Annotated in this window: 1 protein-coding gene and 1 pseudogene; both read left to right on the top strand. The window is 70.0% G+C overall.

The window, feature by feature from the left end:
- Nucleotides 1-326 precede the first annotated feature (326 nt).
- A pseudogene (locus QAD21_RS14305) lies at nucleotides 327-8556 on the top strand (amino acid adenylation domain-containing protein).
- On the top strand, nucleotides 8553-24113 hold the full coding sequence (locus QAD21_RS14300; protein ID WP_280359760.1) for a non-ribosomal peptide synthetase: 15561 nt from the start codon (nucleotides 8553-8555) through the stop codon (nucleotides 24111-24113). The pseudogene QAD21_RS14305 and the gene QAD21_RS14300 overlap by 4 nt, the downstream one beginning before the upstream one ends.
- Nucleotides 24114-24154 lie beyond the last annotated feature (41 nt).

The following is a 24154-nucleotide window of genomic DNA, read 5'->3' as shown; positions in this document are numbered from 1 at the left end:
CAGTGTGGCTGCATCGCACTCGGGTGATCCCATCTGTCACACCAGTTTCGAAGTAGTCTGATCGTCGGGAACGGCCGGTCGAGCGGGATGTATCACTTTCCGAAGCGGATGCGATGTACCGCGTATGATTCGTTGCTGTTCGACGATCGCTGCGGGGGGACGCGGGGGCGTCATCGTCGAGCGACCCAATCGCCGAAACCGACGTCGGACGACGCATGGATGACACTGTGTCCCACCGAGATGGGACTGGGGGAGACTGGCGCCCGGGGGCACCCCGCGCGCCTCGAGGGGCGGATCTACTGAATCTGACCGCGGCCCAACGCGCCATGTGGTTTGCCGAGAACCTGGTCGACGACCACTCGGTCACCGTCGCGCACTACCTCGACATCGTCGACAACGGACGCCCGTTCGATCGGGAGTTGTTCCGTCGTGAAGTGCTCGAGGCGGCACGCGACCTGCAGACGGCGTACACGCGCGTGGTCGAGGTCGACGGCACGCCTCGGCAATACATCGACTTCTCCGTCCCGTTCGACGTCATCGACGTCGATCTGCGGACGCACCCGGATCCCGAAGCGGCCGCCGCCGACTGGATGCGCGCCGACCATCAGCGGTCCGTGGACCTGCTTGTCGATCCGGTCGCGGTCGCCGCCTTCATCCGGATCGCCGACGACCGGACGTACTGGTACATGCGCGGTCACCACATCGCGTTCGACGGATACGGCGCGCTGATGTGCCTGCACGAAGCGGTGGCGCGCTACAACGAGCACCGGGAGCCGGATCCTGCGGCGGACGCCGCTGCCACGGTGCCGCCGCGAACCCGCCGCCGTCCGGTCCGACGCGCCAGCATCGCCGAAGTGGTCGCCGACGACGCCGCGTACCGACAGAGCACCCGGTTCGAGAAAGACCGCGAGTTCTGGCAGGAACGCGCCGCCGGGCTCCCCGAGCGGGTCAGCCTCGCCGCACACCCGGCCACCGCCGGCGTCCGCAACGAGACCGTGGTCTCCGCCGGGCTGCTCGGTCCCGAACTGGATGAGGCGCTGCGTCGGTGCGCCCGGGATCTCGACGCCTCGGTTGCTGCCATCCTCACCGCCGCGTTCGCCGCGTTCCTGGCGCGCATGTCCGGCAGCGACGACATCGTCCTCAGTCTGCCGGTCACCGCGCGGACGACGGCGCGCGTCCGGCACTCGGCCGGGATGGTCTCCAACATGTTGCCGCTGCGTGTGGACGGAATCTCCTCGGCGACGTGCGCCGACGTCGTCGCGGCGGTCAGCGCGGAGATCACCGCGGGTCTGCGCCATCAACGGTATCGATCGGAGGACATCAGGGCGGCAGCCGGTTTCGGTGATGCCCGCGGTACGTCGTTCGGACCGTTGGTCAACCTGTTGCTGTTCGACAAGCCGATTGTCATCGACGGCGCCCGCGTGCGCTATCACATGCTGTCCGCCGGTCTGGTCGAAGACCTGGTGATGAACGTCTTCGCGGCCGGCCCGGAGGCCCCGCTGGAAGTGGGTCTGCACGCGAACCCCACGCTGTACGGGTCGGCGGAACTCGAGGCACATCGCGGTCGCCTGCTCAACGTGCTCACCCAGTTCGTCGCGCACCCGAACCGGCCGGTCACCGACCTCGACCTGCTGATGGCCGGGGAGTCGGCAACCCTGGATCACCTCGGTTCCGGCGGGCCGGCCGTCGGCGTTGTCGGTGAGCACGTGCTGGCCGCCTTCGATCGCCAGGTCGAGTCGACGCCGGACGCGGCCGCGGTGACGTTCGGCGACACCACCCTCACCTACCGCGAATTCGCGCGTGCCTGCGACACATTCGCGGACCGATTCACGAGTCTGGGCGCGCGGCGCGGCGATCGCATCGTCGTGGCACTGGAACGCTCGATCGAGCAGGTGTGCGCGGTGTATGCCGCGATCGGGCTGGGTGCGGCCTACGTGCCCGTCGATCCGGCCGAACCGGACGAGCGGCGACAGGCGATCATCGCCGCGGTCGAACCCGCCCTGGTCGTCGACGCACACTTCATCGCCGGTCTCGACTCCCCGCTTCCCGGTCCGACTGCACGGCCGCATCGGGAGACCCGGGTTCCGGTTGATCTGGCCGCCTACGTCATCTTCACGTCGGGATCGACCGGGACCCCCAAAGGTGTTGAGATCGGTCATCGGGCGATCGAGCAACGCCTCGGGTGGATGCAGCACGGTCACCCGATCGCCGCGGGGGACGGCGTGCTGTACAAGACGCCGGCGACCTTCGACGTGTCGGTCTGGGAGTTGCTGTGGCCGTTGCGCGTCGGGGCGCGGATGGTGATCGCGATGCCCGGCGGACACCGCGATCCCGCGTACCTACGCGACCTCATCGCGCGCTCCGGCGTCACCGTCCTGCATTTCGTACCGTCCATGCTCGATGCCTATCTCGACGTGGTGCTCGGACCGGACCCCGGTGGTTCGACGACTCAGTCCGTCGACGACTTCGGCGGAACCGACACGGTGGCGCACGAACGGCTCTCCCTACCCGATCACGTGCGATGGGTGTTCACGTCGGGCGAGGCGCTGCCGGCCCGGCTCGCCCGGCGCGTACGGTCGACCACCCGTGCCGGACTGGTGAATCTGTACGGGCCGACCGAGGCGGCGATCGACGTGACCGCCCAGCGGGTCACGACGGATGGTCCGGTCGTTCCGATCGGACACCCGGTACCGGGACCGAGGTGCGGGTCCTCGACGGCCGACTACGTCCGGTTCCGGTCGGGGTCGCCGGCGAGTTGTATCTGTTGGGGCCGCAGCTGGCATCGTGCTACGTCGGTGCTCCGGGACTGACATCGGGCAGGTTCACGGCCGATCCGCGGGGGGACGTGGGTGCCCGGATGTACCGCACCGGGGATCTGGTCCGATGGACTGCCGACGGTGAACTGGAGTATCTGGGACGAACCGATCAGCAGATCAAGATCCGGGGTCAGCGCGTGGAACCCGGCGAGGTGGAGGCGGTGATCGCCGCGATCCCGGGCGTCGACGCGGTAGCGGTCGTCGCCCGCCGCGATCTCGGGCCCGCACCCGTTCTCGTCGCCTACCTCCGTGCTCGCCGGGATGGGTCCGTGCCCGACTCCCGCGCCGATCGTGATGCCGGTGACACCCGGCAACTGCTCGACGCCGACGCTGTGCGCGCGCACTGCCGACGGCGACTCCCCGGACACATGGTTCCGCCGGGGATCGTCTTCCTCGACGCGTTTCCCACCACCCGGTCGGGCAAGCTGGACACACGCGCGCTGCCGGTTCCCGTACTCGGCTCCGCCGCAACGAGTTTCCGGACGCCGCAGACCCCGGTCGAGCGGGCGATCGTGTCGCTGGTGGAGGAGGCGTTGGACCGTGAGGGGGTCAGCGTCTCGGACAATCTCTTCGCTTTGGGTGCGGATTCGTTGCTCGCCGCCCGGATGGTGGCCCGCGCACGTGTCGACCACGGGCTGGGGATCGCCCTGACCGACGTCTTCGACGCGGTCGACCTCGCCGATCTCGCGTCACGCGCCGTGGTCGTCCCGCAGTCCGACAGGTCCGCCCCGACCCGGTCGCAACCACCACGTCCGGCGCGAATCCCGCTGTCGCAGGCGCAGACCCGGTTGTGGTTCATCAACAGGATGTCGCCGGCCGAGTCGACCTATAACATGGCGGGCGCGCTGCGCCTGGCGCACGCGCTGGACGCCGATGCCATGCACCGGGCGGTCCGGGATGTCGTGGACCGGCACGAGATCCTGCGCACGGTGTTCCCGGTCGTCGACGGCGAACCCGAGCAGCGAATCCTGGACTCGCGCACGGCTGCCGATCTTCTTGCCGGCGGGACACACGTTGAGCTCGTCGCCGGGAGCGCAGCGAGCGGGACACATGTCACTGTCGCCGGGAGCGCAGCGAGCGGGACACATGTCACCGACGCCGGAGACGATGTGGACGTGGCGATCTCCGCCATCACCGACGTGGGCTTCGATCTGGCCGAGGAGATCCCATTCCGGTACCGCCTGGTGACCGGACATCCGGATGGCGACATCGTCGTGCTGGTCCTTCATCACATCGCGGCCGACGGGCACTCGCTCCGGCCGCTGCTGCGAGATCTGATGACCGCGTACGACAGTCGACGCGCGGGTGCGGAACCGGATCTCTCACCGTTGCCGATGCAGTACGCCGATGTCGCCGTCGAGCGCGCCGAGACGCTCGGAACGCCGGATGCGCCGTCGTCGGTTCTGGTCGAGGGCCTGGAGTTCTGGCGGGCGGAGTTGCGCGGCGCGCCGGATCTGCTGCAGTTGCCCACCGATCGGCCGCGTCCGCGGGTGATGTCGAGTAGCGGAGCGCATGTGGACACCGTGCTCGGGACGGGCCTGACCGCGGGGATCCGGCAGCTCGCGAGATCGTTGGCGGTCACCCCGTTCGCGGTGTTCCAGTCCGCCCTGGCGATCACCTTGGGTCGGCTGGCCGCCACCGACGACGTGAGTATCGGGACCGCGGTCGCCGGCCGCGACGATCCGGCGCTCGCCGACCTCGTCGGCATGTTCGTCAACACCGTCGTGCTGCGAACGACCCTGCAACCCGGGGACACCGTCGCCGACTTCGTCACCGCCGCGCATCGCCGCTGCGCGCGCGCGATGAGCCGCGCCGACGTCCCGTTCGAACGGTCGTGGACGCTGTCGCGCCACAACGGTCGCCGTCGCACTCGCCGCTGTTCCAGGTCGCGCTGACGGTTCAACCCGATCAGTTGGCCGAGCTCGCCCGATGGGCCGGGTCCGCAGAGGTCCTCGATGCCCGGGTACCGTCCGCGAAGTACGACGTGACCGTGTCGGTCACCGACCGCACCGACCGTTACGACGTCGAATTCGCCTATGCAACCGATCTTTTCGACGACGCTACGGTGCGTGACATGGCGCGGCGGCTGGAGTTCGTCCTGGAGCAGATGGTGCACGAGTCGTCGCGGAGCATCGGTGCGATCGACCTGCTCCGCCCGGACGAGATGCGTACCCTGGCGGCGCCGGCCCGGGGATCGCGTCCCGAGCAGACCCTCGCAACCCTGCTGACGCGCGGTCTCGCGAGCGCCGACCCCGGCGCCCCTGCCCTGCTCGGGGAGAGCGCGGTCCGCTGGTCCGAGGTGACAACCACGACCAATCAGATCGCCCGCGTCCTGATCGAACGCGGCATCGGCCCAGGCGACGTCGTCGCGGTGAGCATCCCGCGCTCGCCCCGGTCGGTCCTGGCCGTACTGGGCGTGGCCATGAGCGGCGCCGCCTTCGTGATGATCGACTCCCGTCTGCCCGCCGCCCGCCGTTCGGCGATGCTCGCCGACAGCGGTGCGGTTCTGGTCATCACGGCGGATCCCGTCACCACGGACGGCGCCGGGTCCTCGGTGACCCGATCCACGGTCGCGGAGCTGGTTCTCGATGACCTCGAGGTGGATCTGGGCATCGCCGGACGGCCGACGCACCGGGTGGCCGACGCCGAGCGGGTACGGCCGATCGCCCTCGACGACGCGGCCTATCTCCAATTCACCTCCGGGTCCACCGGCCGGCCCAAGGCCGTCACGGTGACCAACGCCGGGTTCGCCGAACTGGTCGGCGAGCAGCAGCATCGCTTGGGCGCGGGCCCGGACTCGCGCATACTCCACGTCGCCGCACCGGGATTCGATGTTGCGGTCTGGGAGATCGTGTTCGCGGTGTGTTCGGGCGCCCAGCTGGCGATCAGCCCACCCGAGGTGTTCGCCGGTCCCGAGCTGGCGACCATCATCGCCCGTCACCGGGTCACCCACACGATCATGACGCCCACCGCGCTCGCCACTCTCGATCCTGCGGCGGTGCCCGAACTCTCGGTCGTGATGGTGGCGGGCGAGGCCTGCCCTCCGGAGTTGGTCGCGAGGTGGCACGCGGCGGGCCGCCCGCTGCTCAATCTCTACGGTCCCAGCGAGACCACGATCTGGGCCACCGCCTCCGCGCCCCTCCGGCCCGCGGAACCGGTCACTATCGGTGGGCCGATCGCCGGAGTCGGCGTCCGGGTCCTCGACGCCTGCCTGCGTCCGGTGCCGGACGGTGTCCTGGGTGAGCTGTACCTGTCGGGACGGGCACTCGGGCGCGGCTACCACGGTCGTCCCGGACTGACGGCGGGCCGGTTCGTCGCCGATCCGTTCGAGACCGGGGGGCGGATGTACCGCACCGGTGACCTCGTCACGCGCACACCGTCCGGCGACATCGTCTACCACGGGCGCAACGACTTCCAGATCAAGATCCGCGGCATGCGGGTCGAACCCGGCGAGGTCGACGGCGTGCTCGCAAGCCATCCCGATGTGGACATCGCGGTCACCGTCGGGACGTCGACACCGGCTGGGGACACGGTGCTGGTGTCGTATGTGACCGCCCCTGCCGACCGGGTCCCCGCACCCGAGCACATCCTCGACCACGCCGCCGCCCGTCTCCCGTCGCACCTCGTGCCGCACACCGTGGTGGTGCTCGACGAGTTGCCGATGACCCGGACCGGCAAGGTCGACCGCCGCGCCCTGCCCGCGGTGGAGATCTCGCCCGCACGTGAATATGTCGGCCCCCGCAGCCGGCTCGAGGGCGTCGTGGCCCAGATCTTCGCCGACGTGCTCGGTCTGCGGGAGGTCAGCGTGTACGACGGGTTCTTCGAACTCGGCGGGAGCTCGCTGTCGGCGACCAAGGTCGCCTATCGCGTCGAACAGCACGTCGGACGCCGCGTGCCGATGTCGCTGCTCTTCGAGAACCCGACCGTCGCGGACTTCGTGGCGGCGGTGGCGACGGCCGACCGGGCGGTCTCGGGACGCATGCTGACGCCGCGCGAACGCACTCATCTCGTCGACCTCACGGGGGTGCAGCGCGGCCTGTGGTCGATCAACCAGACCGATCCGGCCTCGCCCGCCTACAACGTCGGCCTGACCCTGGAACTCGACGGCCGGCTCGACGTCCCGGCCCTCACGGGCGCGGTGGGTGACCTCGTCGCGCGGCACGAGTCGCTGCGCACCCGTTACCCGCTGCACGACGGCACACCGGTGCAACTCATCATCCCCGCTGCGGATGCGGTGCACGCGTTGCGGATTCCGCTCGTCGATCTCGCCGGTGACCGGCCCGACATGCCCGCCGAGGACCGGTTGGGCGCCGAGGTCGCGGCTGTCGTCGGAGCTGGTTTCGACCTGACCGGCCCCCCGGCGGTACGCGCGACGATCCTGCGCGTGAGCCCGGACCGGCACTTGCTGGTGTTCGTCGTCCACCACATCAACGCCGACGGTGGGTCGCTCGGCCCGCTGGCCCGCGACCTCGCCGAGTTCTACTCCGCCCGCATCTCGGGGCGAGCCGGATCGAGAAGTGCGGTGGGGCAGCGCGTGCAGTTCGCCGACTATGCGATCTGGCACGCCGAGCGCCTGCAGACCACGCGGCCCGACGGGGAGACGGAACGGCAGCGTCAACTGCGGTACTGGGGGCAGCGTCTGGATCGGGCGGGGGAGCCGGCGACGATCCCGACCGACCGGCCCCGGCCCGTGGAGCCCCGCCATGTGGGCGGAGTGGTCGATCTCGACATCCCGTCGTCGACCGCGACGATGCTCCGTCAGATGGCGCGGGTGGGCAACACGACGCAGTTCGCCGTCCTGCACGCGGCGCTCGCGGTCCTGATCGGGCGGTTGTCGGGAAGCGACGACATCGTCATCGGCACACCGTTCGCCGGTCGTGATGATCCCGCCCTGACCGACATGGTGGGGATGCTCGCGACCACGGTGCCCCTGCGTACGCGGCTTCGCCTCGACGAGCCGTTCGCGGAGCTCTTGCGACGGGTGCACACCGATGATTTCGCCGACCTGGGTCACACCGACGTGTCCTTCGACGAGATCGTCGATCATCTCGCCCGGACCGACCGTGCGTCGGTCCGCCGCGGACGCCGCAACCCGTTGTTCTCGGTGATGCTTTCGTACCAGAATCTCGAGTTCCCGGACATCGAACTCGACGGGCTCCATGTCCGGCCGCGTCTGCCCGAGTCCTTTCCCGCCAAGGTGGACCTCGAGGTCATGCTCTACCCGGGCGACCCCGACGGCGTCGACCGGAACGGCGCGCTGGGCGGGCAGATCGCCTTCGACACCGATCTCTTCGACCCCGGCACGGTGGCCCTGTTCGCCGAGAGGTACCGAAATCTGTTGGCCGACATCGTGTCACGGCCGGATACTGCGATCGGGGATCTCGCCGTCTGGGCGGAGCAGAACGCGCCGCAAGCGGGCGGGAACGATGCCGTCCGGCCGCTGCACGAGCTGGTGTCGGAGGTCGCGGCCGTCGCGCCCGACACGGTCATCGGCGTCGCGGGGGCGCCACAGGTGACCTTCGCCGATCTCGAGGCAACCGCGGTCGCGATGTCGATGTCGATTCCCGACGAAGACCCGGCGGAGGCGTTGACGATCGCCGTGGCGACGCTCCTCGCCGACGCCGACCGGTCCATCGACGAGGTCTTCGGCAGCGTGCGAACCGCCGCCGATGCCGTCGTGCACGGCCACACGGGCGCCGGATCGGGCGCGGTTGAGCGAAATCGAGTGGAACCCGCGTGACGTCGGACACCTCGATTCCCCGCACCTCGACGGGGCATGCCCAGCCGTCGCTGCGCCGCCCGTCCGCGATTCGGCTGCTGGCGCTCGCCGCCGCCCATGCCGGCGACGACGAGGCGATGTCCGGGGCGGCCGGCCCGGTGACCTTCCGTGCTCTGCACCGCCGGGTCTCGGCCTCGGCGATCACCCTGGCGGAGCGGGGCGTCGCGCCCGACGCCGCCCTCCGCGCAACGGTGACGGCGCTGATGCCGCGCGCGGGGCTGAGCGGATCGCAACTCGCAACCGCCGCGGCCGGAATCGTCGATGAACTCGACCGGCGGATCACCGAGATCCTGGGCCTCGGTGACCGCGAGTCGCTGCCGGGGCTCTTTCGGATCGCCGCACGACGACGTGCCGACGCCGTCGCTCTCGCCGACCTCGACGGGGCGTCGCTCACCTACCGGGAACTCGACGAGCGCTCCGAACGGATGGCGCACGCCCTCGTCGATCGTGGTGCGGGTCCCGAAACACTCGTGGGGGTCGCGCTTCCGCGCTCGGTGGACCTCATCGTGGCGTTGCTCGCGGTTCTCAAGACCGGTGCCGCCTATCTACCCCTCGACCGGACACACCCGGTTGCGCGCCTGCGCGGGATCGTCGAGGACGCGTCGCCGGTCGCCGTCGTGGCCGACGCCCAGACGGTCGGGGCCTGGGCTGCGATGCCCGCGCCGCTGTGCACGCCGCAGGACCTGTTGACGCAATACGACATCGATGCCCGGTCGGTCTCGGCCCCACCGCTGCCGGAGCGGGTGACCGCGCAGTCGAGCGCCTACGTGATGTACACCTCCGGATCCACCGGACGCCCCAAAGGCGTTGTCGTCACCCACGACAACGTGGTGTCGCTGCTCGATGCGCTCGACGCCGTCGTGGAGAGTTCACCCGACGACGTGTGGTCGATGTTCCACTCCTACGCGTTCGACGTCTCGGTCGGCGAGATCTGGGCCGCACTGCGCGCCGGCGGTCGTCTCCTCGTGCTCGACCATGCGACGACCCGCGCCCCGGACGACGTGGTCGAGGCGTTCGACCGGCACGGGGTCACGATCGCCAACTTCACCCCGTCGTCGTTCTATCAGTTCGCGGCGGTCGTCCGCCCGCCCCTCGGCCGTCGATTGCCCGAGTCCGTTCGGCGCCTGCACTTCTCGGGCGAACTCCTCGACTACGAACATGTCCGGACATGGCAGACCGACCGGGCGGCCGACGGGTCGGCGACCCGTCCCGGCGCCGATGTCGCGGGCCCGCAACTGAACAACATGTACGGTCCCACCGAGACCACCGTCTACATGACACGTCGGGAACTGACGCGCGCATTCGTCGACCGGGCAACCGCCTCCGACATCGGGACCCCGCTGCTCGGTTCGCGGGTGTACGTCCTCGACGGTCGGCTCGCCCCCGTGCCCGACGGCGTGCCCGGTGAATTGTACGTCGCGGGCGCCCAGGTCACCCGCGGGTTCCTGAACCGGCACGGTCAGACGTCCACGCGGTACGTCGCCGACCCGTTCGGACCGCCGGGCGGTCGGATGTACCGGACCGGCGACGTCGGGATGTCCCGCAACGGGTCCATCGAATTCGTGGGACGACGCGATGGCCAGGTGAAACTCCGCGGCTTCCGGATCGAGCTGGGAGAGGTCGAGTCGGCGATGTCGGCGCTCGACGGCGTCGACGCGGCGGGGGCGGACATCCGTACGCTCGGCGACACCGAGCATCTCGTCGGCTACCTCGTCGCCGCGGGCGGCGCCGCTTCGTCGGCCGTTGACGCAGTCGGGCTGTCGGACAGCGAGATCCGTACGCGCCTGGCGACCGCGGTGCCGGAGTACATGGTGCCCACCCGGTTCGTCCGGCTACCGCGACTGCCGCTCACCGTGAACGGCAAGCTCGATCGCGGCGCGCTGCCCGATCCGGGGTTCGGCGATGGCCCGGAGGTCGCCGAGCCGCCCGCCGGCGCGACCGAGGCGGCCCTGGCCGCACTGGTCGCCGAGATCTTGGGCGTGAGCGACGTCGGGGTCACCACGTCGTTGTTCGATCTCGGTGGCAACTCGCTCACCGCTACCCGGGTGGCCGCCCGGGCAGCCGAGCAATTCGGCACGACGGTCTCCGCGCGAGATGTGTTCGCAGATCCGACGGTCCGGGGTCTGGCAGCGGTCATCGACGGACGCGACCCCGGAGACCACGACGGACGCGGGGGAGCTGATCGCCGGGTGCGCCTGCGCCGAGTGGGCCGCGACGGGGTGCTCCCGTTGTCGCCCGCACAGCGTCGAATCTGGTTTCTGGAGACGCTGGATCCGGGCGGGGCCGGGTATCTCATCCCGGCCGTGCTCCGCCTCGATGCCGCATCGGGTTCTGGTCTGGAGGCGGCGGGTGACCGGTCCCCGGACCCTGCGGTCGTCGCCGCGGCTCTCGCGGATCTGCTTGCGCGACATGAGGTGCTGCGCACGCGATTCGTATCGGTGGACGGCGTTCCCGAGCAGGTCATCGCGCCCGCGGGAGACCCTCGACACGACGTCCGGGTGACACCCCCGATCGACATGCGCGGCGCCGACGAGGGCGACGTCACGGCCACCATCGCCGAGATCACCAGTCGTGGATTCGATCTCGAAGCCGGTGCGCCTGTTCGGGCCCGCCTGATCCGCGTCGCCGACGACGCCGTGATCCTGGTCCTGGTGGTGCACCACATCATCAGCGACGGTGGCTCGGTCGCGCCGATGGTCACCGACTTCGTCACCGCGTACGAGGCGCGCGCGGCCGGCCGCGAACCCAGCTGGGCGCCACTGCCGATCCAATACGTCGACTACTCGGTGTGGCAGCACCATCGGCTCGGGGACGCCGCCGACCCCACGTCTCTCGCAGCACGTCAGCTCGACCACTGGCGAACCCGTCTCGCCGGGGTGCCGGCACTCATCGAGTTGCCGGTGGACCGGCCGCGCACCCCGGTTCGGGACGACTCGGGTGCCGAGCTGTCGGCGACGTTCGACGCCGCCACCTGGAACGCTCTGGGAGACCTCGCCGGTCGGCACGGCGCGACGATGTTCATGGCCGTCCACGCCCTGCTCGCGGTCACTCTCGTCCGGTCCGGCGCCGACGAGGACGTCGTCATCGGGACCCCGGTCGCGGGTCGGGGCGAGCGCGATCTGGACCCATTGATCGGGATGTTCGTCAACACGCTGGCGCTGCGCAGCCGGGTGCGTCGAGTGGCCTCGTTCACCGATCTGCTGGACGACATCCGCGAGATCGACGTGACCGCACTCGATCACGCCGATCTACCGTTCGAGACCGTGGTCGACGAGGTCGTCGCGGTACGCGACACCGCGCATCCGCCGCTGGTCCAGGTCGCTCTGGCATTCCAGAACGCCGCACGGCCGACCGTCGAGTTGCCGGGGGTCGTCGTCTCCGAGATCGAGGCCCCGGTCACCACCGCGAAGGTCGACCTGCAGATCACGGTCCTCGACGAGCCGGGTCGCAGCCCGGCCGACGACACGCGCGTGATCGTCACCTATGCCACCGCCCTCTTCGATGCCGGCACGGTGGACGCGTTCGTCCGTCGGATGACCGCCATCGCGCGAGCGGTGGTGGACGAGCCGCACACGCCGGTCGGCGACCTGTCCACCGGAGACGATCACTCGGATGCGGTGATCGCGGCACCGGGTCTCGCGTCGGCGAGGTCGACGCTCGCCGACCTGCTGGACGCCGCGATCGCCGTGAACCCCGACGGCATCGCGGTCACCGAGAACGGGCAGCACCTGACGTACACCGAGCTCGACCTCCGTACGCGCCGGCTGGCCGACGTACTTCGTGCGCGCGGCGCCGCGCCGGACGCCGTGATCGCCCTCGCCACACCGAGATCTCTCGAAGGCACGGTCGGGTTCTGGGCGATCGCGCGCACGGGCGCGGCGGTGGCGCCCGTCGACCCCGGCCTGCCCGGGGAGCGCCTGCGCTACATGCTGGCCACCGTCGACGCGCGTCTGGGGGTCACCTCGTCCGAGGCCGTCGCCGGGCTGCGACCGGCGGCTGCGGCGGTGGACTGGGTCGTTGCCGAACAGCTCGGCGGTCCGGACGAGACCGGAGTCGCGTCCGCCCGACGTCCGCGCCCCGACGAGACGGCCTATGTCATCTTCACGTCCGGCTCGACCGGCCGGCCGAAAGGCGTCGCGGTCACCCACCGCGGGCTGGCCGATCTGGTCGCCGATGCCCGTGCGAGATTCGGACTCACGCCGGCGGCGCGCGTACTCCGCTTCGCGGCACCGGGTTTCGACGCCGCGGTGTTCGAGACACTGGTCGCGGTGGCGGCCGCGTCGACCATGGTCGTGGTGCCCGGCGGGGTCACGGGCGGCTCCGAACTCGCGGCGATCCTGCGGCGGGAGCGCATCACCCACGCGACGATCACCCCGACCGCCCTCGCCACGGTGTCCGAGGCGGTCACCGAATCGGGCGCGGCGACCGGCACCGGGTTCCCCGATCTCGAGGTCATCTCCGTCGCCGGTGACGTCTGTTCGCCGGAACTGGTCCGGGCATGGTCCGCCGGTCGCTCGATGCGCAATCTCTACGGTCCCACCGAGACCACCATCTGGGCGACATCGTCGGCACCGATGCGGCCCGACTCCGCGGTCACCATCGGCGGTCCGATCGCCGGTGTCACCGCCGCAGTTCTCGATTCCCGCCTGCATCCCGTTCCCGCCGGCGTGGCCGGTGAACTGTATCTGGCGGGTTCCGCCCTCGCCGCCGGCTACGTCGGCCAGACCGCGCTGACCGCCGAGCGCTTCGTCGCGGCACCGTTCGGCGCGCCGGGCGAGCGGATGTACCGGACCGGTGATCTCGTACGATGGCGCCGACGGAGCGGCCGCTGGACGTTGGACTTCCTGGGCCGCAGCGACTTCCAGGTCAAGATACGGGGTTTCCGGATCGAACTCGGTGAGATCGACGCGGTTCTCGGCGAGCACCCCGGGGTGGACTTCTCGACGACCGCCGGAATCGAACACCCGACCTCGGGTGAGACGGTCCTCGTGTCCTGGGTCCATGGTGTCGCCGGCGCTGCGCCCGACACCGCAGACGTCGCGACCCACGCGGCTCGACGGCTCCCCGCCCACATGGTGCCCACCGTGATCGTGCCGATCGACGACATCCCGCTGACGGCCACCGGAAAGCTCGACAGCAGGGCGTTGCCCACACCGCGTTTCGGTGAACACGTCCACGTCCGTCCGTCGACGGCAACCGAGCAGGCGGTCGCCGCGGTCTACGCCGAGGTCCTCGGACTCGATGCCGCGGAGGAGGTGTCGGCCGAGGCGTCGTTCTTCGATCTCGGCGGCACCTCGCTGTCGGCGACCCGGGTGGTGGCCCGCCTGGATGGCTCGCTCGGCGTGGAGATCGGAGTCCGCGCGCTGTTCGAGACGCCGACGGTCCGGGCGCTGGCCGCCGCCGTCGATGCGGGGCAACACGGTCGCGGTGCCGATCTGCCCGCGCTCGAGGCGATCCGCCGGCCGGACCCGGCGCCCCTCTCGTACGCCCAGCGCCGGATGTGGTTCCTCAACCAGTTCGATCCGCACTCCGCCGCCTACGTGATCCCCATCGTGGTCCGTCTGCGCGGCGACCTCGACGTGTCCGCGATGCGGGCGGCGATCCTCGACGTCGTCGACCGCCACGAGGTGCTGCGCACGATCTACCCGACGACGACGCCCGACGGCGACACCGGCGCGGAATCCATCGCGGCCGGGTCCGCGTCGGCCGAAACGGGCGCTCGCGCCGCCGGTGTCGAACCCGTGGCGCATGCACCCGACGACTGGGCCGGGCGCATCAAGATCGGGCACACCGTGGTCCCGCCGCGGGCCGCCGCATCCTCCGACCAGGTCGTCGACCAGGAGATCCAGGAACTCGTCACGACCACGTTCGACGTGACGACGGACCTACCGGTACGGGTGCGCGTCATCACCGCGTCGGCGGATCACCACGTACTCGTCATCGCGCTGCACCACATCGCCGCCGACGGTGAGTCGGCACCGGTGCTGGCGGCCGAGATCGCGCGGGCGTACGCGGCCCGGCGGTCGGGCCGCGCACCGGACTGGCCGGCCCTGCGCTTCCAATACGCGGATTACGCGGTGTGGCAACGACATCGGCTCGGTGACCCCGCGGACGCCGACTCCGTGATCGCGCGCCAGTTGCAGTTCTGGGTCGAGCGGTTGACCGGCCTGCCCGACATCCTCCCGCTGCCGATCGACCGCCCGCGCCCCGCCGAGACCGACGGACGCGCGGCCACGGTGCGGTGGTCGTTGCCCGCGGCCGTCGTGTCGCGACTGCGCCGACGTGCCGCCGCCCGCCGTGCCACCCTGTTCATGGTCGCGCACACGGCCACCGTCGCGGTCCTCGCGCGCCTGACGTCGACGAACCGGATCGCCGTGGCCACGCCCGTCGCAGGACGAGGCCGACGCGAGATCGACCAGCTGATCGGCATGTTCGTCAACACCGTCATCCTGTCAGTCGACGTCGAACCGCACCTCACCGTCGGCGCGTTGCTCGAGCAGGTCAAGAACGCCGACCTCGCGGCGTTCGACAACGCCGACGTGCCGTTCGAGCGGGTGATCGACGCGGTGAACCCGCAGCGCATCGAGAACGTGGAGCCGCTCGCCCAGGTGCTGCTCGTCCACTCCACGAGCGGCGGACCGGCGCTCGGCACACTGGCCGATCTCGACACCGAGTTCGTCGAGATCGAGGACACCGCCGCGAAATTCGACCTCACCATCGGTTTCCGCGAGACCGCCGACGGTGGGCTGACCGGCTCGATCGCCTATGCCACTGCGCTGTTCGACCCGGCTACCGCGGAGATGATCTCCGCGGCGTTGTCCGCGGCACTCAGCTCGCTCGCCGACGACGCCGACGTACCAGTCGCCGATCTCCCGATCCTCACCGCAGCCGAAGCCGATGCGCAACAGCAGCTCTCGGTCGGAACCGAGCTCGTCCTGCCCGACCTCACGATCCCGGCGGCGATCGCGGCCGCCAGCCAGCTGCGGTCGCCGGAGGCGGTTGCGGTGCGTTTCGGGGACCGCACGCTCACCCACCGCGAGTTCGCCGCGCGGGTGGCCACCATCGCGCGGGAACTCATCGCGCTCGGGATCGGCCCGGAGGACTGCGTCGCGGTGTGCATGCCGCGGTCGATCGAACTGGTCATCGCGGTCCACGCGGTACTCGCCGCCGGCGGTCAGTACATGCCGGTGGCACCCGACGCTCCCTCCGACCGCGTTCGCCACATGGTCGACACCGCGCACGCGAGGATCGCGCTGATCTGCGACGACAGGGCGGCGCCCGCGGCGCAGGTTGTCCCCCGCGCGATCGTTGTGGACGCCGCGAGCCCGGTCGACCTCGACACCGTCCCGGTCGCCGACGACGAACGTCTGTCGATACTGCGCCCCGACCACGCGGCGTACACCATCTTCACGTCGGGGTCCACCGGCCGACCCAAGGGCGTCACGGTGTCCCATCGCGCCGTACTCAACCGATTGCGATGGGGAGTCGACGAATTCGGGATCGGACCGCACGACTCGATCCTCCTGAAGACGCCCTTCACATTCGACGTGTCGGTGCCCGAACTGCTGACCCCGGCGCTGACCGGCGCCCGGTTGGTCATCGCGCCCGACGACGCCCATCTCGATCCGCATTCGATGGCTCGGCTGATCGACGCCGAGCAGATCAGCACGGTGCACTTCGTACCGTCACTGCTCGCCGTCTTCATCGATGAAATCCGGCCCGCTCGCTCCGCTCCCGGCGCCGGTGACATTCGGCCCGCTCGCTCCGCTCCCGGCGCCGGTGACATTCGCGACGATGCGAGTTCGCCGCTGCCGAGCCTGCGACACCTCTACTGTTCCGGTGAGGCCCTGCCACCGGCGACGCTGCGGGCGACGCGCGCGGCGCTCCCACACGTACGCGTCTCGAACCTGTTCGGTCCCACCGAAGCCGCCGTTGAGGTCGCCGTCGCGACTCCGGACCCCGGTGCGGACGTGGTGCCCATCGGGCGGCCGGTGTGGAACACCCAGACGTTCGTCTTCGACGCACGCTTGCGTCCCGTGCCGGCGGGGGTCACCGGCGAGTTGTATCTGGGAGGCGTCCAGCTCGCCCGCGGGTATGCGGCGCGGCCGGACCTCACCGCCGAACGGTTCGTCGCCGATCCCGCAGGCGGCGGCCGACGCCTGTACCGCACTGGCGACCTCGTCCGGCGTAACCGTGCGGGCGACCTGGAGTACCTGGGACGCAGCGACTTCCAGGTCAAACTCCGCGGACAGCGGATCGAACTCGGTGAGATCGAGGCGGTTCTGTCCGGGATCGACGGCGTACGCCAGGCCGTGGTCACCGTCGCGAGCGCCCCGGGCGGTTCGGACCACCTGGTGGGATATCTCATCGGACCCGGCGGCGGTGGACCGGACGGGGACGAGTTCATCGCACGCGCGCGGGAGGCGGTGGCCGCGTCGTTGCCGGCGTACATGCGGCCGACACTGTGGGTGCCGCTGACCGAAGCGCCGCTCGGCAGCACCGGGAAACTGGACCGGAAATCGCTCCCGGCGCCGCGCTTCGACCCGTTGTCGGAAGCCGTCCACGCCGACGCCGCACCCGCCGACGACGCGGAACGGACCGTTGCCGCAGTCGTTGCATCACTCCTCGGGGTCGAGGACGTCCCGGTGACCCGGTCGTTCTTCGAACTCGGCGGGGACTCCATCGCATCCATCCGCCTCACGTCGATGCTGCGCGCCGCGGGGCTCCATCTGACCCCGCGCGATGTGTTCGCGGCGTCGACCATCCGTGAGCTGGCCCGTCGTGCACAGACGGAGGCGATCCAAGGACTCGACGAAATGCCGGGCGGGGCAATCGGTCCGGTCGGGATGACCCCGGGCCTGGCGTGGATGCTCGACCTCGCCGACGACCCGGACGACCTCGCGGACTTCTCGCAGAGCACGGTGCTCGCGCTGCCGGTCGAGGCGGACGAGGCCGCGGTCCGTGCGGTGGTGACCGCGGTCGTCGCGGCCCATCCGATGCTGACCGCATCGCTGCGCACCGACTCCGTCGGGGGTCCGGTCGTCGTGGCGGGCGACGGCGACCCGGGTGACATCACGGTCGAGATCCTCGACCGCTCGGACATCTCGACATCGAGCCGGCCATCGACGCCGGCGCGCTCCGTCGACAGCGCCATCCGGGCAGCCCATGCGCGCGCCCTCGCGACCTTGTCGCCGGCCGACGGACGACTGGTCGCGGCGATCGGCGTCCGCTTCGCCGACGGCACCGGCCGACTCGTCGTCGCCGCCCATCATCTCGGCGTCGACGCCGTGTCGTGGCCGACCATCGTGGCCGGTCTGGGGCGCGCGTGGTGGCAGTACCGCAACGGGGAGACACCGGGGCTCACGGCCTCGGGCACCTCGTTCCGGCGCTGGTCGAGTGTGCTGGCCGGACTCGCCGACCGCGCGGAGGAGATCGAGTGGTGGTCGCGCCAGCTGCCGCCGACCCCGACGGCGTGGGAGATCGACCGGGCCCGGGACCGTCTCGCGACCACGATCTCGGTGTCCCGCACCATCGGCGCCGGTCTGGCAGAGCGTGTCTTGGGCACGGTCACCGAGACGTTCGGTGCGCGCCCGGACACCGTGGTGGCCGTGGCCGTGGCATTCGCGCTGCGGGATCCGGTCACGGCGTCCGGTCCGGTGTCGATGGTGATCGAGAACCACGGCCGCGAAGAGGGCATCGCACCCGGCGCCGACCTGACCGAGACGGTCGGATGGTTCACCTCGTTCGTACCCGTGAGCGTCGACGTCCCCGGGCCGGTGGAGGCGACCGGCACAGCAGCTCGGGGTGAGACCGTCGCGGACGTCACCCCCGGTCATCGTCTGGCGACGATGGTCAAGGCGCTCAAGGACACTCAGTCCCGAATGCCAGACAACGGCATCGCGTTCGGGCCGCTGCGATGGTTGCGTCCCGGCTCGCCATTGCGAAACCGGTCCCTCCCGCCGATCACGGTCAATTACCTGGGTCTGCTCGGGGGTGGAGACGTCCACGACACCGATTCGACGGCAACGAATTTCGTGCCGATCGGGGACGCGCCGCCGCTTCCGCCGTCGGTTCGGGGAGACATGGTCGCGTTGGCGGCGCTGACCGTGACGGCCGCCTCGGTGGCGACCGCGGGGGGTCGGGAGTTGCGAGTGGACCTCACCGCACCCGAAGGGTTGTTCGACCAGTCCGCGCTGGGCGGGATCGCCGATCGCTGGGAATCGGCACTGTCCTCGCTCGCCGCGTATGTGGATGCCGTGGGCGACCCGGGTCCGAGTGAGACCGACGTGATCGGCGGGCTCGACCAGACGGACATCGACCACGTGCTCGCCGCTCGGACACGCGCAGCACGGACGCGCGGCCGCTACGCGATCTGGCCGCCGACGCCGCTTCAACAGGGGCTCTTCTACGAGTCCGAGCGGCTGGTCGGCGTCGATCCCTATGTGACCCAGTCGGTCATCGAGTTCGACGGAGCTCACCCCGCCGACATGCTCCTGCCGGCCGTCCGCGAACTGCTGACCAGGCAACGGGTACTGCGCTCGGGGTTCACCCGCACACCGTCGGGTCGACTGGTCGTGGTGGTACCCCCGGCCGATCATCCCGCGGTGACCGAACCCGACTTCCGCGGCGTGGACCTCACCGGTCTGAGCGTGGCCGACGCGGCCTCGCGGATCGTGCAGATCGCCGACGAGGACCTACGACGCCCGTTTGTCCTGGACGACCCGCCGCTCATCCGGTTCTCCGCGGTGTCCCACGACACGGTGACGGGCCCGGCGCACACACTGGTCATCACCGCACACCACATCATCCTGGACGGATGGTCGGGGCCGATTCTCGTCGCCGACCTCCTCGCGGCCCACCTCGGCCGCCCGGCGATCACGCCGGAACGTGACTTCGAGTCCTACCTCGATTGGCTCGACCGACGCGACGCCGCGACCGCGATCACCGCCTGGCGCGAGCATCTCGCCGACATCGTTCCGACGCTGGTCCGTCCACAGGTGCACCCCGGTGCCGACCGCGAGCCCCGGCGGCACGAGGTGACGGCGCGGGTGTCCGCGACCACCCGGGCCGCCCTCGAACGGACGGTGCGGACGCTGGGCACGACGACGAGCACCGTGCTGAATGCGGCATGGTCGATCGTGTTGGCCCGCTTCACCGGCGAGCAACGAGTCGTCTTCGGTGAGACGGTGTCGGGGCGGCCCGCCGACCTCGACGGTGCCGACGGCATGATCGGCCTGTTCATCAACACCGTGCCGGTCGTTGCCGACGTCGCACCGGGTCGATCGCTGGCCGCTCTCATCGGTGAACTGCACCACGCCCGCGCCCGCATGCTCGACCACCAGTTCGTCGGACTCGGCGACATCACCGCAGCGACCGGGCATCCGCGACTGTTCGACACCCTCGTGGTCTTCGAGTCGTATCCGGTCGACGTGGACACGGTCGTGGCGGGGTCGCGGACCTCGGGCCTCGAGATCCGCGACGTGAGCACGTCCGACGCCACGCACTATCCGCTCGCGCTCATCGCCGCACCGGAGGGCGATGACCTCTGCCTCACGGTCAAGACGGATCTGTCCGTCGTCGATGAGGGTGTCGCCGAGACGGTCGCCGCCATGCTGACCGACCTGCTCGACGCGGTGATCGACGACCCGTCCCTGCCGGTGGCCGCGCTCGACCCGATGCCGACTGCCCTGCGCCCGACGGTCGAGGGTTGGTCGCGTGGTGTGGAGGTGGGGTTGGGGTGGTCGGGTCGTTCGGTGGGGTCGGTGGTTGCTGAGCGGGTGGGGTTGTCGGTGGGTTCGGTGGCGGTGCGGGTGGGTGGTCGGGTGGTGTCGTATGGGGAGTTCGGTGGGTTGGTGGGGGGTGTTGCGCGGGAGTTGTCGGGGTTGGGTGTGGGTGTTGATTCGGCTGTGGGTGTGGTGATGTCGCGGTCGTTGGAGTTGTTGGTGGCGGTGCATGCGGTGGTGGCTGTGGGTGGTCGGTATGTGCCGGTGGAGGTGGATGCGCCTGCGGAGCGGGTGGGGTTCATGTTGTCGACGGCGGGTGTGGGTGTGGTGTTGGTGCGGGCGGGGGATGTGGGTGGGGGGAGTGTTGTTGCGGGGGATGTGGGTGGGGGGAGTGTTGTTGCGGGGGTTGAGGGGGTTGTGGGTGTTGGGGGTGTGCGGCGTGTGGTGGTGGATTGTGGTGAGGGGGTGGGTGTTTCGGTTGATGGTGTGGTGGTTGGTGAGGGGTTGGGTGTGGGTTTGTTGGGTGAGGTGGTGTCGGGTGTGGGGGAGGTGCCGGGTGGTGCGGGTGTGTACACGTTGTTCACGTCTGGGTCGACGGGTCGGCCGAAGGGTGTGACGGTGTCGCAGGCTGCGGTGGTGAATCGGTTGGGGTGGATGCAGTCGTTGTTCGGGTTGGAGCGGCGGGATGTGGTGTTGTGGAAGACGCCGGTGTCGTTTGATGTGTCGGTGTGGGAGTTGTTCTGGCCGTTGATGGTTGGTGCTTCGGTGGTGGTGGCGGAGCCGGGTGGTCATCGGGATCCGTGGTATGTGGCGTCGGTGGTGGAGCGGTTCGGGGTGTCGGTGTGTCATTTTGTGCCGTCGATGTTGTCGGTGTTTGTGGATGCTCTCGGGGAGTCGGTGCCGCAGGAGTCGGTGCTGCCGGGTTCGGGCGGGTTGGGTTCGGGGTTGGGGTCGTTGCGTCAGGTGTTTTGTTCGGGTGAGGCGTTGGGTGTGGGTGCGGTGGAGGGGTTGCGGGGGTTGGTGCCGGGGGTGCGGGTGGTGAATTTGTATGGGCCGACTGAGGCGGCGGTGGATGTGACGTCGTATGTGGTGTCGGGTGGTGAGGTGGTGGTGCCGATTGGTCGGGCGGTGCCGAATGTGTCGGTGTGGGTGTTGGATTCGCGGTTGCGTCCGGTGCCGGTGGGTGTGGTGGGTGAGTTGTATCTGGGTGGTGTGCAGGTGGCGCGGGGGTATGCGTCGCGGGCGGGGTTGACTGCGGAGCGGTTTGTGGCGGATCCGTTTGGTGGGGTGGGTGTGCGGTTGTATCGGACGGGTGATCGGGTGCGGTGGAGTGGTGTGGGTGAGTTGGAGTATGTGGGTCGTGTTGATTTTCAGGTGAAGTTGCGGGGGCAGCGGATCGAGTTGGGGGAGATCGAAACCGTCCTCGCGAGTGCCGACGACGTGGTCTCGGCAGTCGCGGTGGTGCAGGACGACCGGTTGGTCGCGTACGTCACCGGACCCGACGAGTCGGCGGTGTCGCGGTTACGAGACCATGCCGCCCGCAGGCTCGCGTCGTACATGGTTCCCGACACCGTCATGGTGCTCGACGCGTTGCCGCTGAACACCGCGGGCAAGGTCGACCGAAAAGCCCTGCCCGCGCCGGATCTCTTCTCCACTCGACGGGTGGAACCGGACACCGACACCGAACACGCGATCGTCGCGATGGTCGCCGAGGTGCTCGGTCGTGGTGGGGACGCCACGGCGATCTCGGTGACCGACAGCTTCTTCGAGATCGGCGGGCATTCACTGTCGGCCACTCGGGTGGCGGCGCGGGTCGCCCACGCGTTCGGTGTGCCGTTCGGCGTTCGTGAACTCTTCGATGCACCGAGCGTGCGCGCGATGGCCGCTCTCGTCGACGCGACCCGTCGCACCGACAGCGGTTCACCCACCGAGACAGCAGACCTCGGTTCGATCCCGCGTCCTGCCCGCCTCCCGTTGTCACCGGCGCAGCAACGCATGTGGTTCATCAACCAGTTCGATCCGGGGTCACCGGCCTACAACATCCCGTTCGCCCTACGGGCGCGTGGTCGTCTCGACGTCGTCGCCTTGCGCGCGGCACTCGCCGATGTGATCGACCGGCACGAGGTGCTGAGGACGCGTTACCCACAGGGCCCGGATGGCCGACCGTGGCAGGACATCGCAACGGCTGACGACGTCACCGTCGATCAGTGGTGGCGGACCGCCGGGGTGGAGACGCTGTCCGCAGAACCGTTCGACGTCACCCGCGACCTCCCGATCCGTGCGGGCATCCTCGGAGCCGATCCCGACGACCACGGTGCCGACGACCACGGTGCCGACGACCGCGGTGCACACGACCACGTGCTGGTCGTCGTGCTGCACCACATCGCCGCCGACGGCGAGTCACTGGCGCCCCTGGTCGACGATCTCCTGCACGCGTACCGGTCCCGCGTCGAGGGTCGCGCGCCTGTCCGTCCTCCGCTCCCGGTGCACTACGCGGACGTCGCGCTCTGGCAGGAACGCGCCCTGGGCTCGATCGACGACCCGGGCTCCGAACTCGGCAGGCAGTCGCGCTGGTGGCGCGATCACCTCGCCGGCCTGCCCGGGGTCCTCGAGTTGCCCACCGACCGACCTCGTCCGCCGGTGGCGTCCCTCCGCGGGGCGGTGGTGGACCTCGACCTGCCCGAGGATCTCGCACCCCGCATCGAGTCGTTCGCCCGCGCCCACGGCGTGACCGTGTTCATGGTCTTGCACGCGTCGGTCGCGGTGGTGCTGTCCCGGTTGTCGGGGACGTCGGACATCGCGGTCGGTTCACCGGTGGCCGGCCGTGGCCGTGCCGAACTCGACGCCCTGATCGGCATGTTCGTCAACACTCTGGTCCTACGCACGGAGGTCGACGCCTCGGCCACCTTCGAGCAACTGGTCCGGTTGGTGCGCAACACCGACCTCGATGCGTTCGCCGCTGCCGACGTGCCCTTCGAGTACCTCGTCGATGCCCTCGCCCCGGCGCGCAGCGAGGCGTTCGCGCCGCTGACCCAGGTGCTGCTGACCCTAGAACAGACCTCCGTGGGGGAGTTGTCCGCGCCGGGACTGACGATCACGCCCGTCGAGGCCGGTGCGCCCGCTGCCCGGTTCGACCTCATGATCGGGATGTCCGCCGATCGGGACGACGCCGGTGCCCTCGCCGGCCTGGCCGGCCGGATCGTGTACGCCACCGACCTCTTCGACGAGCCTACGGTGCGACGCATCGGTGCGCGGATCGTCGACGTCCTCGACGCGGGCCTCGCCGATCCCGACGTGATCGTCGGCGACATCGACCTCGTCGACGCCATCGAGCGCGCCGCCATCGAGGGTTGGTCGCGTGGTGTGGAGGTGGGGTTGGGGTGGTCGGGTCGTTCGGTGGGGTCGGTGGTTGCTGAGCGGGTGGGGTTGTCGGTGGGTTCGGTGGCGGTGCGGGTGGGTGGTCGGGTGGTGTCGTATGGGGAGTTCGGTGGGTTGGTGGGGGGTGTTGCGCGGGAGTTGTCGGGGTTGGGTGTGGGTGTTGATTCGGCTGTGGGTGTGGTGATGTCGCGGTCGTTGGAGTTGTTGGTGGCGGTGCATGCGGTGGTGGCTGTGGGTGGTCGGTATGTGCCGGTGGAGGTGGATGCGCCTGCGGAGCGGGTGGGGTTCATGTTGTCGACGGCGGGTGTGGGTGTGGTGTTGGTGCGGGCGGGGGATGTGGGTGGGGGGAGTGTCTGTTGGGGGGTCGAGGGGTTGTGGGGTTGGGGGTGTGCGGCGTGTGGTGGTGGATTGTGGTGAGGGGGTGGGTGTTTCGGTTGATGGTGTGGTGGTTGGTGAGG

Source organism: Gordonia sp. SMJS1 (genome assembly GCF_029866425.1).
Taxonomy (GTDB): Bacteria; Actinomycetota; Actinomycetes; order Mycobacteriales; family Mycobacteriaceae; genus Gordonia; species Gordonia hongkongensis.
This window is presented reverse-complemented; position numbering and strand designations above follow the sequence as displayed.